At 42.4% G+C, this 17,619-nt stretch carries 12 protein-coding genes; 6 read left to right on the forward strand and 6 right to left on the reverse strand.

The window, feature by feature from the left end:
- Positions 1 to 81 precede the first annotated feature (81 nt).
- On the forward strand, positions 82 to 2,664 hold the full coding sequence (locus V7K31_RS00865) for a DNA gyrase/topoisomerase IV subunit A (protein WP_335092029.1): 2,583 nt from the start codon (positions 82 to 84) through the stop codon (positions 2,662 to 2,664).
- A 414-nt stretch (positions 2,665 to 3,078) separates the two neighbouring features.
- A complete protein-coding gene (locus V7K31_RS00870) occupies positions 3,079 to 3,264 on the forward strand; it encodes a high light inducible protein (protein ID WP_335092030.1) in 186 nt (61 codons plus the stop codon).
- A gap of 131 nt (positions 3,265 to 3,395) precedes the next feature.
- Here V7K31_RS00870 and rpoD read toward each other — a convergent pair whose 3' ends face one another.
- Positions 3,396 to 4,565, reverse strand: coding sequence for an RNA polymerase sigma factor RpoD (rpoD, locus tag V7K31_RS00875; RefSeq protein WP_335092031.1), 1,170 nt, complete (start codon positions 4,563 to 4,565; stop codon positions 3,396 to 3,398).
- Positions 4,566 to 6,472: 1,907 nt separating this feature from the next.
- Positions 6,473 to 8,410 (reverse strand): DNA topoisomerase (ATP-hydrolyzing) subunit B, encoded by a 1,938-nt coding sequence (gene gyrB, locus V7K31_RS00880; RefSeq protein WP_335092033.1) that lies wholly within the window; start codon positions 8,408 to 8,410, stop codon positions 6,473 to 6,475.
- A 172-nt stretch (positions 8,411 to 8,582) separates the two neighbouring features.
- Here gyrB and miaA point away from each other — a divergent pair, with 172 nt between their 5' ends.
- A complete protein-coding gene (gene miaA, locus V7K31_RS00885) occupies positions 8,583 to 9,488 on the forward strand; it encodes a tRNA (adenosine(37)-N6)-dimethylallyltransferase MiaA (RefSeq protein ID WP_335092034.1) in 906 nt (301 codons plus the stop codon).
- Positions 9,489 to 9,544: 56 nt separating this feature from the next.
- Here the strand turns inward: miaA and V7K31_RS00890 are convergent, their stop codons facing one another.
- Both V7K31_RS00890 and V7K31_RS00895 read right to left on the reverse strand, forming a co-directional pair.
- Positions 9,545 to 10,273, reverse strand: coding sequence for a Uma2 family endonuclease (locus V7K31_RS00890; protein ID WP_335092036.1), 729 nt, complete (start codon positions 10,271 to 10,273; stop codon positions 9,545 to 9,547).
- 189 nt (positions 10,274 to 10,462) lie between these two features.
- Entirely contained in the window at positions 10,463 to 11,449 is a 987-nt protein-coding gene (locus tag V7K31_RS00895; protein WP_335092037.1) for a competence protein CoiA family protein, read from the reverse strand.
- 263 nt (positions 11,450 to 11,712) lie between these two features.
- Between V7K31_RS00895 and glcD the strand changes: the two genes are divergently transcribed.
- On the forward strand, positions 11,713 to 13,185 hold the full coding sequence (gene glcD, locus V7K31_RS00900) for a glycolate oxidase subunit GlcD (RefSeq protein WP_335092038.1): 1,473 nt from the start codon (positions 11,713 to 11,715) through the stop codon (positions 13,183 to 13,185).
- Between the two features lie 431 nt (positions 13,186 to 13,616).
- On the opposite strand, the gene hisG is transcribed toward glcD, so the two are convergent.
- Positions 13,617 to 14,261: an ATP phosphoribosyltransferase gene (gene hisG, locus V7K31_RS00905; RefSeq protein ID WP_335092039.1), complete on the reverse strand. Its 645-nt coding sequence runs from the start codon at positions 14,259 to 14,261 to the stop codon at positions 13,617 to 13,619.
- A gap of 72 nt (positions 14,262 to 14,333) precedes the next feature.
- Here hisG and rppA point away from each other — a divergent pair, with 72 nt between their 5' ends.
- The gene (rppA, locus tag V7K31_RS00910) at positions 14,334 to 15,032 is read left to right on the forward strand and encodes a two-component system response regulator RppA (RefSeq protein ID WP_335092165.1); all 699 of its coding nucleotides are present in this window, start codon (positions 14,334 to 14,336) and stop codon (positions 15,030 to 15,032) included.
- 81 nt (positions 15,033 to 15,113) lie between these two features.
- Here the strand turns inward: rppA and V7K31_RS00915 are convergent, their stop codons facing one another.
- On the reverse strand, positions 15,114 to 15,359 hold the full coding sequence (locus V7K31_RS00915; RefSeq protein WP_335092040.1) for a hypothetical protein: 246 nt from the start codon (positions 15,357 to 15,359) through the stop codon (positions 15,114 to 15,116).
- Positions 15,360 to 15,605: 246 nt separating this feature from the next.
- Between V7K31_RS00915 and V7K31_RS00920 the strand changes: the two genes are divergently transcribed.
- Positions 15,606 to 17,582, forward strand: a complete 1,977-nt coding sequence (locus V7K31_RS00920) for an AMP-dependent synthetase/ligase (RefSeq protein ID WP_335092041.1) — start codon at positions 15,606 to 15,608, stop codon at positions 17,580 to 17,582.
- Positions 17,583 to 17,619: the final 37 nt, after the last annotated feature.

Consider the following 17,619-nt stretch of genomic DNA (forward strand, 5'->3'; position numbering starts at 1 on the left):
CTATTTGATCCGTTATGCTGTGGTTGCCGCAGTGTTGAGTTCCATCGGCTTTTGTGTAGTTAAATTTCAGGGAAAAAACTCATGGCAAAACAGTTAAACCTGCTCTCAACGGGACAGGTAATTCCAACAGCCCTGCACACCGAGATGCAACGGTCTTATCTAGAATATGCCATGAGCGTAATTGTCGGGCGAGCGCTACCAGACGTGCGTGATGGCTTAAAACCAGTGCATCGCCGCATTCTCTATGCAATGCACGAACTTGGTTTAGTACCAGATAGACCCTATCGGAAATGTGCCCGTGTAGTGGGTGATGTGTTGGGTAAATATCATCCCCACGGCGACCAATCAGTTTACGATGCCTTAGTCAGACTAGTGCAGGATTTTTCTAGCCGCTATCCTTTACTCGCAGGACACGGTAACTTTGGCAGCGTCGATAATGACCCGCCAGCAGCGATGCGCTACACAGAAACACGCCTCGCACCCATCAGCCATGAGGGAATGCTGACAGAAATTGGTGAAGAAACTGTGGAATTTGTCGGTAACTTCGATAATTCCCAGCAAGAACCAACGGTGCTACCTGCTCAATTGCCGTTTCTCTTGCTGAATGGCTGTTCTGGGATTGCCGTGGGAATGGCGACGAATGTACCACCGCACAACTTGGGGGAAATTGTCGATGGGTTAATTGCCTTAATCGACAACCCAGATTTGTCAGATGAAAAGTTATTCGAGTTAATTCCAGGGCCAGACTTTCCCACTGGTGGAGAAATAATTGGTCAGGTGGGAATTCGGGAAGCATACACCACAGGTAAAGGTGGGATTCTGCTGCGGGGAGTTGCGACTCTGGAGGAAATTCCAGCTAGTAGGGGAAGCAGGCGACGGACGGCAATTATTATTACAGAATTGCCATATCAAGTGAATAAGGCTGGCTGGATTGAGAAGGTAGCGGACTTAGTAAATCAAGGCCGTTTGCAAGGAATTTCTGATCTTCGGGATGAGAGCGATCGCGAAGGGATGCGGGTGGTAATTGAACTCAAACGCGATACCAATCCCCAAGAAGTTCTCCAGCATTTATATCACCAAACTGCTTTACAAATGACTTTTGGGGCAATTCTCCTAGCAATAGTGGATGGACAACCCCGCCAGTTAAGTTTGCGTCAAGTGTTGCAGGAGTTTTTGAGTTTCCGAGAACAGACGCTGAACCGTCGCTACAATTACGAGTTGGGTAAGGCTCAAAGTCGTGTGAATTTGGTAGAAGGTTTGCTGAAAGCGTTGTCTAATTTGGATGAGGTAATTAGAATTTTGCGCCAAGCTCCCGATGGAAGTACGGCAAAAATTAACCTTTGTAGCCAACTAGATTTGAGTGAGGAACAAGGAGATGCAATTCTGGCTATGCCGTTACGCCGCCTCACCAGTTTAGAACAGCAAAATTTGCAGCAGGAATTTGAGCAGATAAGTCAACAAATTAATTTGTTGGAGCAATTACTCAACGATCGCCGGGAATTACTCAAGGCGCTGAAAAAAGATTTGCGATCGCTCAAGCGCAAGTACAACGATCCCCGGCGGACAAAAATCGCAGAGGAGCAAAAGTCTAGGACAGAGGATCAGAAGAACAGAGGCTCAGAAGATGATGAAAACAATCCAAAATCCAAAATCGTTCCACTGAGCGCTCACGCCGAAGTCCAAAATCCAAAATTAGAACAGCCAGCAGAGGAAGCACTTTTAGAATTTACCCAACGTGGTTATGTCCGCCGCACCCAGCCATCTGGGAGAAAGTCAAAAGGTGAAAATGGTCTGCATGATAATGACTTCATTATTCAAACAGTGTTGACCAACACCGAGAAAGATTTGCTAATACTAACCGGTGGCGGCAAAGTCTATCCTGTGAACGTGGGAGAAATCCCCCCAACCACCGGACGTTCTCCACGGGGAAGACCTTTGATTACTATGCTCAGTAGTACTGCTCAAGGCGCTCAAGAAGCAATGGTCAGCCGCTTTTTGCTCCCGGAAAATCTCGAAACTAGGCAGATGATTCTCGTAACAAAACAGGGACGAATTAAGCGTCTATCTCTGGGAGAATTTACTAACTTGACTCGGCGCGGAATCACAATTTTGAAGCTCAAAGACGATGATGAATTGTCATTTACCCAATTCACCACTCCAGGGGAGCATCTGATTTTAGCTAGTTCCGGTGGGCGACTGTTGCGCTTTGCAGTCAATGATGAGCAATTACCGATTATGGGTCGCGCAGCGATGGGTTTACAAGCATTTCGGCTATTGAAAAATCAGCAAATGGTTGGCTGTGTCACTGTCGGTAAAGATGACCAACTGCTGCTAGTCACTCAAGAAGGATATGCCAAGCGGATGGCTGCGAGTCAGTTGAAAGCGGCTAATCGCGGCGATTTAGGCACGCAAGCGCTGAAATTTGCCAGCAAAACTGACAACTTAGCTGGTATGGTCATAGCGATGCCAACTCTTGGAGACGCTACGCGAACGGCGGGCTACGCCAACGCATCTGGTGAGGTAGCTTTAGTGACGAATAGAGAGCGGGTAGTGCGGATACTTGTGGAAACAGTGCCGATCTTAGGTAAAGATGTCAAAGGTGAAAGCATCCTTCAACTTAACCGCGATGAAAAAATCATCACCGTTGCCGAAGTGCGATCGTAAATTATGTAGGGCTTCTCTCGTTCCCAGTCTCAGACTGGGAATGCCTTTTTAGAGGCTCCGCCTTATAAAAAGGCAGCTTAAGTAAGTGTTTTAGATTCTCAATATCTCTATTAATTATCAATAATTTTTAATTGTAAAATAACAAACCCTATGAAGATAAAGCAATGCAAATAACTATTTGACAATTAATTTCAATAAGCTAATATTGTCTATAACGCTATAAATCTACATAATATTTCTTCTGCCTCAGTAAATCTAACTTAAGGACGATGTTTTAATCTGTATAAATACCTATCTAGGTTTATGTCAAACTATAGAAACAAACGTATAAGAAATGTTGACTTTATAAAAATATTTGTTATATTAGTTTACATAAGGCAACAAACCTTAACAATTAAATTTGGAGTCCCAACCATGACAAATGCAAGCACAACAAAAGTCACTATTCCCGTAATTGAAGATCGCAACGCTTGGCGTTGGGGCTTTACCCCACAAGCAGAAGTTTGGAACGGTCGCTTTGCAATGATTGGTTTTTCAGCAGCCATTTTGGTTGAGGTTTTTTCTGGTCAAGGCTTCCTACATTTTTGGGGCATCCTATAGCTTTTAATATCAAAGATGACCTATAAATAAAAAAACCTGGAGTGCTAATTCACTACCAGGTTTTTTATTTGTTTGTTATTAGTCAGTTGTCCTTTGTTTATTTACTAATGACTAATGACCAATGACAATGACTACCGAATATATTCCTTGAGAACGCTGTTGCGATTTGGATGGCGCAATTTGCGGAGTGCTTTCGCCTCAATTTGACGAATCCGTTCGCGGGTAACGTTGAAAATCTGTCCGATTTCCTCAAGGGTCTTCATCCGACCATCATCCAAGCCGTAACGCAGTCTGAGAACATCCCGTTCACGAGGGCTGAGACTGTCGAGGACTTTTTCGAGGTCTTCGCGCAGAAGATTTTTGGAAACTTGGTCTTCTGGTGTCTCACCATCGGATTCAATAAAATCACCCAATCGAGAATCTTCTTCTTTACCAATGGGCGTTTCTAGTGAGATGGGTAACTGGGCGGATTTAGCAATAAAGCGCAACTTCTCAATGGTCATTTCCATGCGAGTAGCGATTTCTTCCTCGGTGGGTTTGCGACCCATTTCTTGAGATAGCAGCTTGGTAGTTTTCTTAATCCGAGAGATGGTTTCGTAAAGGTGAACTGGAAGGCGAATCGTGCGGGATTGATCGGCGATCGCGCGGGTAATTGCTTGACGAATCCACCATGTAGCGTATGTAGAGAACTTATAGCCTTTTTCGTGGTCAAACTTTTCAGCCGCACGAATCAAACCGAGACTGCCTTCCTGAATTAAGTCTTGGAACGACAAACCACGATTCATGTACTTCTTAGCAATTGAAACCACAAGACGGAGGTTAGATTGCACCATCTTGTCTTTAGCCCTGCGACCAACATGGAGACGATAACGAAAGGCTGGTAGTGGCAGTTGCACTGCTTCTGCCCATTCACTATCACGAGGATCGCGATCCAACTGCTCACAGAGTCTTTCCCGCACCCTCTCTAATTCCAGCAAATCGGCGATTTTCCGCGCCAATTCAATTTCTTCGTCTGCCCGCAACAGCCGAATTCTACCAATTTCTTGCAAGTAAAGCCGAATTGAATCTTCGGTGTAGTGCTTTTTCTTGCTTTGTGTCCGACGACGCGATTTAGCGGCTTTTCCAGACTTTGCGTCGTCCTCATCAGTCTGAGGCTCTAAAAACTCATCGTCACCTTCATCGATGATCAGCAAGTCCTCTTCTTCGTCTATTAAGAGTTCTTCTAACTCGAGCTCAGGCTGATTCATTATTTCTAGGTCAGGCTGATATATGCTTTCGAGTACGTTGTTAGCCTGGTTCATGCCGCGTTCCTCATGCTCCTTGCAGAATCAATTACTCAAGATGTGTTTACTGCTCTTTTAAACGAGCTAGTTGTCAACCGAAAATAAGCTTTTTGGCAGATTTGCCAAAGATATTTTCGGACGTTTTACACCTCCGGTCGGAGGGTTTTACTTTAGTTTAAGCGATTACTAAAAGTGACTTGCTCACCTTAGTAAATGTTATATGTGTTGCTATCACATTTTGCTTTCAACTAACTGGTCAAAAAAAAGACTCGCCTTGATCAAAAAATTTGCCATTCATATAAATGAATTCAGAGTGTTGGCAGATTTTCCTATAAAGACTCTTCCGATTGTAGCCTGTTTCACAGAAATTGTACTCTTTTTGTGTATTAATCATGAACTCCTACAGCAATTGTTAGCCACTATTACCAAAAAGACATTAAAAACGGGAGTTATACCCTGAAATTTTTTCCCCACTTTTCGGAATTGCAGTGAGGCTCTTATGACATTAGGAAATAAGTACGCTTGCTATTGCCGAATTTCATGTATTTTACACAACATTAATTACTGAGAAAGAGTGCATTGTATGTTAATTCAGACGATTCCTCTTAAATCTACCCATTTTTACATTTCCTTCATAAACTAGGCATTCCTCAGACTAAAGCGGGTGTTGACCTTGGGTAAATACAACAAGGGGGATGGTGCTTGCCTGAAAGCGGTTAACCTTCTGCGTACTAATTACCTTAACTGAGGAGTTGAGGCGGTGGCAGAATCGACCTGATAGTAGATCAATTTAGGTTTAACTAATTTGGCCTTATTCACACGTTAGCGCACTGTGGCGATTTCAGCCCTATGAAACTTGACAAACTCTTCTTATTGTATACAAGGATATTTTAATCAATTCAAAAACAATTTGTCCTGGGAACTCGCCAATATAATCCTATCTTAGGCAAAAGTACATTAGATACATACGATACAATAGCGATCGCCACGGTATTACATGAAGATATTAATAAGTTTGCTGCCAGATGGTGTCTGCTTCCAGTAGGCATTACCTCCAACAGAGAGAACCCAGAAGATTGCCTGATGATTTGGTTACAAAGGTTTTTTACGTAATTGAATTGTAAACTTAAATACTTTTAATTCAGTAACTTTTTGTCATCTTATGATCAGAAATCCTCAAGATACTTATTAATTGCTGTTTGATAGATGATATTCAGTTATTTTCTTAAAGCATAACAAATGTGTTTCTAGCTGGTGAGCGAAATTATTTAGCGAGTCAGTGCAAAGAGTATTATCTAGACTAAATTTACAATAAAGTTGGTAGCTTTGCTAACACTAGAACATTGAATTTTTGTAAAGTATTGACAATAAGCAAATTATATGGTCAGTTACTAACTGAGAAATTGAGAATTTTTGTACTTATGTAGCACTGATCTACCACTTGTGTGGTAGGCTAACCTAATTTTTTTAATTGATTGTTAACATTTAGTTCAAAATCAGGGTGGCTTTCAAACCTCAAAACCTCACCCCCAACCCCTCTCCTTATTAAGGAGAGGGGAGTTAACAATTCAAAATTCACGCATTCACGCATTCAAACATTTTAGACAATTTCAGACGAAGAGGAGTGCGGTCTTGGGGTCTCCCCATTCTTGAGCAACTCCGGGGGATTTAAACCCCGACTGAAACTGAGCGGAGTCGGAGACACTCCGCCTCCGAGCTACCTTTATGGTTGGGGTCTTAAACCCTTTTATTTACGATAAAGCACAGCTAGCTTTATCGGGGCGAGGTTAAGCTGTACCTCAGTTACTTAAGGATTCGCTATATAGATTAGATGGATGCAGAAACCATAAAAAAGGTAATGGGTGAAAACGTGTCACCCATTACCAATGTCACAAATTATTCAGAGTAGTGTTAGGGAATTGATATTAGATATCGAGATCGGTGAAATTGAGTTTAGAACCATAGGTTTCGATGAATTCTCGTCTGGGTGCGACCCGATCGCCCATTAAAATTGTGAAGATGCGATCGGCTTCGGCGGCATCTTCAATTTCAACTTGCTTCATTTTGCGGGTTTCTGGATTCATGGTGGTGTCCCAGAGTTGTTGTGGCATCATTTCACCCAAACCTTTGAAGCGTTGGATGGTATAGTTGGCGTTAGCAGGAAATTTGCTGATTACTTGATTTTTTTCGCGATCGCTATAGCAATACTCATGATTACGTCCCCGTTCTACTTTAAACAGTGGGGGACAAGCAATATAAATAAAGCCTTGTTCGATGAGCGCTCGCTGATATCGATAGAAGAATGTTAACAACAAAGTCCGAATGTGCGCTCCATCTACGTCAGCGTCAGTCATGATGACTATGCGGTGATAGCGCAGTTGAGTGGAATCGAATTCATCACCTTTGACACCTAAACCGAGTGCTGTAATTAACGATTGAACTTCGTTATTTTTATAGATTTTGGCGTCGTCGGTTTTTTCAATGTTGAGAATTTTACCACGTAGAGGCAAGATCGCTTGAGTGCGGCGATCGCGTCCTTGTTTGGCACTTCCGCCCGCTGAATCCCCTTCCACGATGAAGATTTCCGATTCGCTGGGGTCACGAGAACTACAATCTGCCAATTTCCCAGGTAATGGCGAAGATTCCAGCACCGATTTGCGCCGAACTAATTCCCGCGCGTGACGCGCTGCTTCTGCGGCTTTGAAAGCTTGGATAGCTTTATCTAAAATTGAGTCTGCTATGCCAGGATGAAATTCTAGATACTCGGTGAGGACTTCTCCCACCAGAGAATCGACAATTCCCCGAACTTCGGTGTTGCCAAGTTTAGTTTTGGTTTGTCCTTCAAATTCTGGATCGGGGACTTTAACGGAAATAACCGCAGTCAAACCTTCTCGGACGTGTTCGCCACTGAGGTTAGGTTCATTCTCTTTAATTTTATTGCGCTTGCGGGCGATCGTATTTAATGTCCGAGTCAGAACCGCCTTTAACCCTTCTAAGTGCGTACCACCATCCACTGTGCGAATATTGTTAGCAAAACCCAGCACATTATCCGTGTAAGCATCAGTACACCATTGCAAGGAAACTTCCACTTGTACGTTGTTTCGTTCCCCCTGCACATAGATAATTTCTTCATGCAGGGGCTGCTTCTCACGGTTCATGTAGGCGATATATTCTTTAATACCACCCTTGTAATCGTAGGATTCTACCTTGGGTGTATCGCTTTTCAGTAATTCCAGACGGTGGTCAGTAAAGGTAATTTTGACACCTGCATTCAGATACGCCAATTCCCGTAGGCGACCTGATAAAGTGATGTAATCAAACTCAATGCTAACAGTGAATATTTGGGTATCTGGTTTAAAAGTAACAGAAGTTCCGGTTCTATCTTCTTTATAAGGCTTGACTTGCAGTTCAGTAACTGGGATACCCCGTTCATAGCGCTGGATATGAACTTTTTTATCTCGCCAAACTGTAACTTCTACAACCTCAGATAGGGCATTAACAACAGAAATACCAACCCCGTGCAATCCTCCAGAAACTTTGTAGCCACCGCCGCCAAACTTACCACCGGCGTGCAGTACCGTCATCACGGTTTCCAAAGCCGATTTCCCGGTTCGCGAGTGAGTATCGATGGGAATACCGCGACCATCATCTGTTACAGTCACCGAACCATCAGCGTTGATATCCACCTCTATATGAGTGCAATAACCCGCTAAAGCCTCATCAACTGAATTGTCTACCACCTCATAAACTAAATGGTGGAGTCCTCGCGGTCCAGTAGTACCGATGTACATTCCTGGTCTTTTGCGGACGGCTTCCAGACCTTCCAGAACTTGAATCTGATCGGCACTGTAACTGCTCGTCATGTAAACTCTCCTGATGCGTGGGGTTTAAGTCGCCAAAAGGCAAATAAAAGTAAAAACACTCCAAAATTGTAACACAAAAGCCTTGCTGGCGTCTGTAGGGCATTTTCAAGAGAAGTTTATACTAGGGTTGCAGTCCCGTGTCAGAGGGGCATAACTAATGACTAATGACTAAATGACTAAATTAATTGTGATTTGTGGGGCGACAGCAACAGGTAAGTCGGGTTTGGCTTTGGCTTTGGCGATGCGGTTGGGTTCTGTAATTCTCAGTGCTGATTCTCGTCAAGTTTATCGTGAGTTTGATATTGGGACGGCAAAATCAACTGCGGCTGAACAAAAATTGGTGCCGCACTATTTAATAGATATCTGCAACCCGACAGACATGATGACAGTAGCAGAATACCAGGAACAAACACAAGCTTTAATTGCTTCTCTTGGTGTTATACCACAGTTGCTAGTTGGTGGCACTGGTTTATACATCCGTTCCATTGTCCAAGGAATGAAAATTCCGAGAGTCGCACCGCATAAAGAATTGCGATCGCAGCTTGAATCTCTTGGTCAATCTCAACTATACGTAATATTACAACAAGTTGATCCAGTTGCTGTACAAAAGATTCATGCTAATGACTCAGTGCGGACTCTCAGGGCATTAGAGGTATATTATGTCACTGGAAAACCAATTTCTGAACAGCAAGGGAATAATCCACCAAATTATCCGATTTTGCAAATTGGTTTAGATTGCAATGCTGAAAAGTTGGGCACTCGTATTCAACAGCGTACTGAGCAAATGATCGCAAATGGTTTGGTTGCGGAAGTGAACTATCTTTGTCAAAAATATGGCGATGATTTGTCTTTATTGAATACTTTGGGCTATCAAGAAATCAAGCAATATTTGGCTGGGGATATTTCTTTAGATGAAGCGAAAGAATTAACAATTTTGCATACACGGCAATTTGCCAAACGACAACGAACTTGGTTTCGAGCATATCCACAAATTGAATGGTTTGATGGGGATGATCCTAATTTATTAGAGAAGGTTTGGCAGCGTATAAATGAGTTTATAAGTTGCACAACTTCATGAGAATTTTTTTGCTGAGGCAAAGACGCAAAAAACTTTGCGTCTTTACAGCGAGTATCCTATAGAGTGTCGGGATCTATGCCCATAGCGCGTAGCCTATCTGCTAGTAATTGGGTGCGTTGTTCTGCTTGTTCGGCGCGTTGTCGTTCGTGTTCAGCACGTTGTCGTTCTTGTTCAGCGCGTTCATCCCCAGTCAGCAAAACAGTACCATCTTGGTAGCACCAGCGTAACCAAGTATCCTCTCTATCTTCAAATTTGCCTTCCCACAAAGTTACGCCTAAACCAACTTGTTCTAACCAAATTTCTGAAGTTTCAAAGTAGCGTGTTCCCCTAAGTTCATAAACGCGTAGGACTTTTTCTCCTAATTGCTGATTTGGATCATATACGATGTAGTAACTAGCCCGCATGTGTTCATAAATTTGCCGTTTTTTGCCAAGTTCATCACCTTCTTTATTAGATACAATTTCGAGGACAACTTCGGGAGGTTTCCCAAAACGCCAAACCATATAACAACGATTTTGTTTTTCCCACCAATTTTCAGGTACTTGAACATCGAAGCTGAGAAAAACGTCGGGTACAATTGCAGGTTGACCGTCTGTATGGTAAATTCCGACATTCGCTGCTGCTAAAAAAGTCTGCTGCTGTATAGAACTGTAAAGAGAGCCAACCAAAAGGCGTTGTTGTTTTTCAGAAGCAAAATTGTCCACAGGTGTATCATTTTCAGTGATTAGCTGGTTGGCATCTGGCACATAGTAATCATCATCATTGATTAGAACTTGCTGAACCATGATTTTATCCAGTATTTGAGAGCGTTATTTTTAGGTTAGTTGATTCAAGCTAAGAGGGTGCAAAATAGCTTTATCTATTGTACTTGAAAGTTTGCTTAACTCATATCTACGTTTAAATTGTATAAAGTTTCCTTTAAGATATAGCACTTATATTAGCTAATGAGATCGTAAAAAAATTAAACTTTTGATTCATAGTAAAGATAATTGTTGTGGCTCAAATGGATTTTCAAAATAACGAATTAGTTTATTCTTTTGAGTTTCAAATAGTAAACCTTCAGCAAACGAAGCATCTTCCTGAACACGGACTCCATATTCAGGATCAGTAAATGTTGAAATGTTATCTTTATATATCTTGGAAACTGCAAAAAATACGTTATTACCTAAGTCTAAAATCATGGGCTTTGTGCATTGTTGCATTGAACGACTGTTTTGCCACCAAAATCGACAAGCTAATCCTTCTACTAACTCTGGAAACCATACAGGTGTCTGAGGATTATCAGAAAAAGCATGAATTTTTTGATACCATGTTAATCTTTTCCATCTGGGTTGTTTATATTCATAATAAACTTCTTTAACCCCATGTTTCTTTGAATCTCTAAAATCAATAAAGTGTCCTGTGTGAATATTTACTTTCCATCCGTAATGTTTCATTGTTTCACAAAAATTATCTGCTTCTCGATAAGAATCAAATTTCTTTGATCCCTCATCATATCGCCTAGAGTCACGAATTATATACCAGTGGACTTCGTAATAAGTACTTGGCTCATATTTATCAAAGGTAATTAGCTTTTGCTGACCTTTTAGATGCCAAATCCATAACAAATTGTTATAAGCTTGCTCTCTCTCTTTAATTTCTTCACCCTTAAGATAAGAGTTTTGAAATTCCCAAACACGCCCTGTAGAATCAATAGCGTCAGCACGATTTTGATTTATGTAAACTTCTATTTGACTAGCGGGAAATAGGGATTTCCACTCTCTATGCCATTCTGACTCGGCAGAGTACCAGGCGCAATCATATTTAGCCTTATGTGCCCAATGCCACATTTTCACCGATCCACATTTTGCGATTACTTCATTTCCACACTTAGGACATTTCCCTAGTTGTCCTTTTTTTTGGACTTTTGAACGAATATGGTTTTCAGTAATCGCAATTAACATAATTTTTTCAGTAGACAATGTGCTTTTACTCCTTTAGTATAACTAGTACGAGCGCCTGATATTGTTTGTAGTGAAATCGCCAATTTTGTAGAGTGTGTTTACAATTAATCAAGTAGCGCTAAATCTTGCAATAATGGGTTTTATCCATTCCATCAAGCTGCAATCCGCCATGACACACACAGCCGTTAGGATCGCCCAATACTATATTGAAGCCATTGAGCAGAAGAAGTAATTGCAATTTTAAGCAACCTGTAAACATCTACCTTGAACTTTAAAAAACTATGCTTACCCAAGATAAAAAACAACGCAACTGGAAACCCATTATCAAAGCATTCGAGGCTGTCCTTGGGAAAAATGGTGTGGTGCAACGCCGCGAAGAACTTATTACCTATGAATGCGATGGTTTAACTAGCTACCGCCAACGTCCGGCTGTGGTGGTGTTACCCAGAACTACAGAACAAGTTGCCCAAGTGGTGAAGATATGCAACCAATATTCTATACCCTTCATAGCACGCGGTTCTGGTACTGGTCTATCTGGCGGCGCTTTACCAGTGATAGACTCTGTTTTGATTGTCACTTCCTTAATGCGGCAAATCCTCAATATTGATTTGGAAAATCAACGGGCAATTGTTCAACCAGGAGTGATTAATAGTTGGGTAACACAAGCCGTCAGTGGTGCTGGTTTTTACTATGCTCCTGACCCCTCCAGTCAAATTATCTGCTCTATTGGAGGCAACATTGCCGAGAATTCTGGTGGCGTACATTGCCTCAAATATGGCGTCACCACTAACCACGTTTTAGGATTAAAAATTGTCACGCCAGAAGGGGAAATTATCGATTTAGGCGGACAAATTCCAGAAATGCCTGGTTATGATTTAACAGGTGTTTTTGTTGGTTCTGAAGGTACTTTAGGAATTGCCACTGAAATTACTTTGCGAATTCTCAAAAGTCCAGAATCAATTTGTGTGCTGTTGGCAGATTTTACTAGTATTGAAGCTGCTGGAGCAACTGTTTCTGACATTATCAGCGCTGGAATTATTCCCGGTGGTATGGAGATGATGGATAACTTCAGCATCAATGCAGTTGAAGATGTTGTAGCAACTAATTGTTATCCCCGCGATGCTACTGCTATTTTACTAATAGAAATTGACGGTTTAGAAGTGGAAGTTGCAGGAAATAAGCAGCGAATTACCGAAATTTGTAAAAAGAATGGTGCGCGTAATGTCACTTCTGCTAGTGACCCAGAAACCCGATTAAAATTATGGAAAGGACGCAAAGCGGCTTTTGCTGCTGCTGGACATTTAAGCCCAGATTATTATGTACAAGATGGTGTAATTCCTCGTACTCAGTTGCCTTATGTTCTGCACGAGATTGAGATATTAAGTCAAGAATATGGTTATCGTGTTGCTAATGTATTTCATGCTGGCGATGGCAATCTTCATCCGCTAATTCTTTTTGATAATTCTGTGCATGGAGAATTAGAGCAAGTAGAAGAAATGGGTGGAAAAATTCTCAAACTTTGTGTCCAAGTCGGTGGCAGTATTTCTGGCGAACATGGTATCGGTGCAGAGAAAAAGTGCTATATGCCACAGATGTTTAGCCAAGTTGATTTAGAAACTATGCAATGGGTACGGCAAGTTTTTAATCCTAAAGGGTTAGCAAATCCTGAAAAGATATTCCCCACACCACGAACTTGTGGAGAAGCCGCAAATGCATCAGCACTCAAGCAATTTAAAGGTGTGGAAAGATTTTAATTTTCCGCAAAGGTGCATTTGCAGTTAGAGACTAATCGTGACAATTTACAGCTATTTTCAGGTAAATAGACCACGCAGTAAGGGCACAGCAATGCTCATTGGTGTCAACTTAAGCTAAAAGCCTGTTTCATATCTCGTTTCCAGCCAGAGGCTGGAAATGCGCCTCCTGGCGGCAGAGCCGCCAGGAGGCGGAGCCTCTAAAACACCATTCCCAGTCGGAGACTGGGAACGAGACAATCTAAAAGCTGGTTCTAGACAGGTTTTTACGTTAAGTTGACACGTATGAGCATCGCTGTGCCCTTACGACAGATGTGGTTCAAATACTTGAATTCTACTGTAAAGCGATGTCTACGACGGTCTACGCCTACGCCAAAATGTCAAGTGGGGTATCTTTTTCTGAAGTTGTCACCAATAGTCGGAGACTGGAACTGTTAAACCTCTACCAAAACGGCTTCTCGCAGCTTGGCAATTACATCACTTAGATTACCCGTGTTCAGGCGGTAACTCAGAGGATGGGCAATCAGCCGCGCCGTGCTTTCATACAGAGTAGCAATTTCTATCAAACCATTTTCGCGCAAAGTCCGCCCTGTGGAAACCAAATCGACGATCGCTTCTGACATTCCAGTAATCGGGCCTAGTTCCACTGAACCATACAACGGCACTATTTCCACAGGTAAATCCAGACTGTAAAAATATTCACTAGCGCAATTTACATACTTAGAAGCAACTCTACCATGCGGTGGTAAATCTAAAGGCGATCGATAAGAACTAGATGCTTTTACCGCTACCGACATCCGACAATGCCCAAACTGCAAATCCACCAAGTGGGCAACTTGCGGCTGCTTCTCCCGCAGCACATCGTAACCAACAACACCCAGTTGTGCTTGACCATATTCTACATAAACGGGCACATCTTGCGCCCGCACCAGTAAACCTTTTGCAAGTCCCTTAGCGTCAGGAATCTGAAGTTGGCGATTTCCTGAATCTAAAAAAGCACTAAAATCTAATCCCACAGATTGTAGCAGGCGGATGCTATTTTTAAGGAGTTCCCCTTTTGGTAATGCAACAGTCAGCATTCTTTTTTTAGTATCCTTGGCGTTTGGGCAGTTGAATAATGAGAATATCTCTATATGCTTACCACAAGCAGCATGAGAATTTTATTAGTTGATGATGAAGTTGAGCTAACTGAACCCTTGAGTCGCTTGTTAACTCGTGAGGGTTACATTGTCCATGCCGCTTACGATGGGACAAGTGGCAGTGAATATGCACAAGCCAGCAGTTATGACCTACTAATTTTAGATTGGATGCTGCCAGGAAAAACGGGGTTAGAGATTTGTCAGGAATTGCGACGCCAAGGCCAAACCACTCCCGTGCTGTTTCTCACAGCCAAAGATACTCTAGATGACCGCGTAGAAGGTTTAGATGCTGGTGCTGATGACTATTTGGTTAAACCTTTTGAACTGCGGGAGTTACTAGCCAGAGTCCGTGCTTTATTGCGTCGTTCCGGTTCCCAAACCTATGAAACCACCACCGGACGGCTGATTGTAGCTGATTTAGAACTCGATTGTGAAAATCAAGTAGCCTATCGCCAAGGACGAATAATTGAGCTATCGCAAAAAGAAAGCCAGCTGCTGCAATACTTTATGGAACACACTCGACAACTAATGACTCATGCCCAGATTATGCAAAATTTGTGGACAGAGGAAGAACAACCCAGTAGTAATGCGATCGCGGCATTAATTCGCCTGTTGCGTCGTAAGATTGAGGTAGGTAGAGAAACTGCGCTGATTCACACAGTCTACGGTAAAGGCTATCGTTTTGGTGCTTCCTCAGTGGAGTCAGTTTAGCGAAGTGCGACTTTAAGCCTAACCGCGATCAATAAAATTCAACTTTTAGCTAAAAAGTAATATTTACTTACAAACAGTGCATCAATTCGGAGAACAATTGGCACAGAAATCAGGACTAAATTTACAAAATTGGCTACCTGTAAGTGTGTAAGCTGTACAATAAGGAAAACTGGTAAGTTCGACTCTGGCAGCTTGTAATTTGGAACCATTCGGCAACACTTCAGTAACTTTGGTTTTATCAGCCAGAAGGATAGCTACAAGTTTAGGAAACGCCACGCAAGCAGTAATATTGATTAGCGTTAGCAGTGTAGAGTCTATCAGTTTCATAGGTAATCATCTCCTGTGAAAAATAGGCGTAGCCCGTCGTAGACATCGCTGTTCTTAGATGCAAACACAATCATTGCTTGCAGTCTATGTAAATTAAGTTTAACATAAATTTTTGTAAATATAAACGTGAAATTCCTGGAATTATCATATACAGAAGGAAATGTGGATAATAAGGACAGCTATTGTAGCAAAATAACAAAATAAGCTAATAATTACGATCAGTTTACGATATTTAGGTAAGGTGTTATGTCAAAAACCCAAACCGCGTCTTCTTTTTTATCTAACATCAGTGAGCAAGAACGGCAGGCATTAAAGCGGTTGGTAGATTACACAAATGTGGAATCGCTGCCAGAAATTTGGCCTTTAGCAGCTGAGCGATTTGGTGATGTTGTCGCCCTCCGTAACCCTCACGCTAAACCAGAAGTAGCGATTACTTATACCCAGCTAGCAGAGCAAATGCAACTATTTGCTACTGGGTTGCAGGCGTTGGGAATAAAAGTTGGCGATCGCATTTCCCTAATTGCTGACAACAGTCCTCGCTGGTTTATTGCCGATCAAGGGATAATGACTGCTGGAGGAGTTGATGTGGTGCGTAGCTCCCAAGCGGAAAAAGAAGAACTGCTGTTTATCATCGCTAATAGTGGCAGTACCGCAATAGTAGTTGAGGATTTAAAAACACTTAAAAAACTGCAAGATAGACTCAAAGATTTACCAATTCAACTGGTAATCTTACTTTCGGACGAAGCACCACCAACAGACGAAACCCTAAAGGTGCTGAACTTTGCCCAGTTGATTGAAATTGGGGTAAATCATAATTTTGTGCCAGTCAAGCAAAATCGTGACGCTCTGGCAACCCTAATTTACACCTCTGGCACCACAGGCAAACCCAAGGCTGTAATGCTGTCTTATAACAATTTGATACACCAAGTGATAACTTTTGGGACAGTATTGCAACCAAACGTAGGCGACATCGTTCTCAGCATCCTACCTTCGTGGCACAGCTACGAACGGACTGTTGAATATTACCTACTATCTCAAGGTTGTACGCAAGTTTATACTAATTTGCGCTCCGTGAAAGGAGATTTGAGACAATTTAAACCCAACTACATGGTGGGTGTACCCCGCCTGTGGGAATCGATTTATGAAGGAGTGCAAAAGCAGTTCCGCGAACAACCGGCTTCTAAGCAACGCCTAATTAACTTTTTATTCGGCATTAGCGATAAATATATCAAAGCGCAGCGAGTTGCTCAAGGGTTGAGTTTAAATAATCTTCATGCTTCAGCCGTCGAGCGATTAGCAGCTAGGATACAAGCATCGGCTTTATTACCCCTCCACGCCTTGGGAGAACGACTGGTTTATGCCAAGGTGCGAGAAGCCACAGGAGGACAAGTTAAGCAGATGATTAGCGGCGGTGGTGCCCTTCCTAGACACATAGATAACTTCTTTGAAATTATTGGTGTGCAGATTTTGCAAGGTTATGGCTTGACAGAAACTTCTCCTGTCACCCATGTACGGCGTCCTTGGCGAAATTTGATTGGTGCATCAGGACAACCACTTCCGGCTACAGAAGCTAAAATTGTAGATCCTGAGACAAAAGCGCCTCTACCAGTAGAGAAGCGAGGCTTGGTATTGTTGAAGGGACCGCAGATTATGCAAGGCTATTACCAAAATCCCGAAGCGACAGCGAAAGCAATTGATGCTGAAGGTTGGTTTGATAGCGGCGATTTGGGTTGGCTGACACCACAAGACGACTTGGTGCTGACTGGCAGGGCAAAGGATACGATTGTATTGACTAACGGCGAAAACATCGAGCCACAGCCAATTGAAGATGCCTGTTTGCGATCGCCATACATCGATCAAATTATGCTCGTCGGCCAAGATCAGCGCAGCCTGGGAGCCTTAATTGTCCCCAATGTCGAAGCCCTAGAAAAATGGGCAGCAAGCCAGAATCTGATACTGGATACGCCCAATGATCAGGTGATTTCCTCACCTAGTCAAAAAATTGACTTGCAGAGTAAAATGATCCAGGATTTATTTCGGCAAGAATTGAATCGGGAAGTGCAAAATCGTCCAGGCTTTCGACCGGATGACCGCATTGGAACGTTCAAACTGATTCTGGAACAGTTTTCCATCGAAAACGGCTTGATGACACAAACACTGAAAGTTCGACGACACGTCGTCACCGAACGCTATCACGATATTATTGACGGCATGTTTGCCTGATAATTCCACCTGCTAACTGTAAAGAGTGAACGTGAAA

Origin of the sequence: Nostoc sp. (assembly GCF_036917675.1) — a bacterium.
GTDB lineage: Bacteria > Cyanobacteriota > Cyanobacteriia > Cyanobacteriales > Nostocaceae > Nostoc.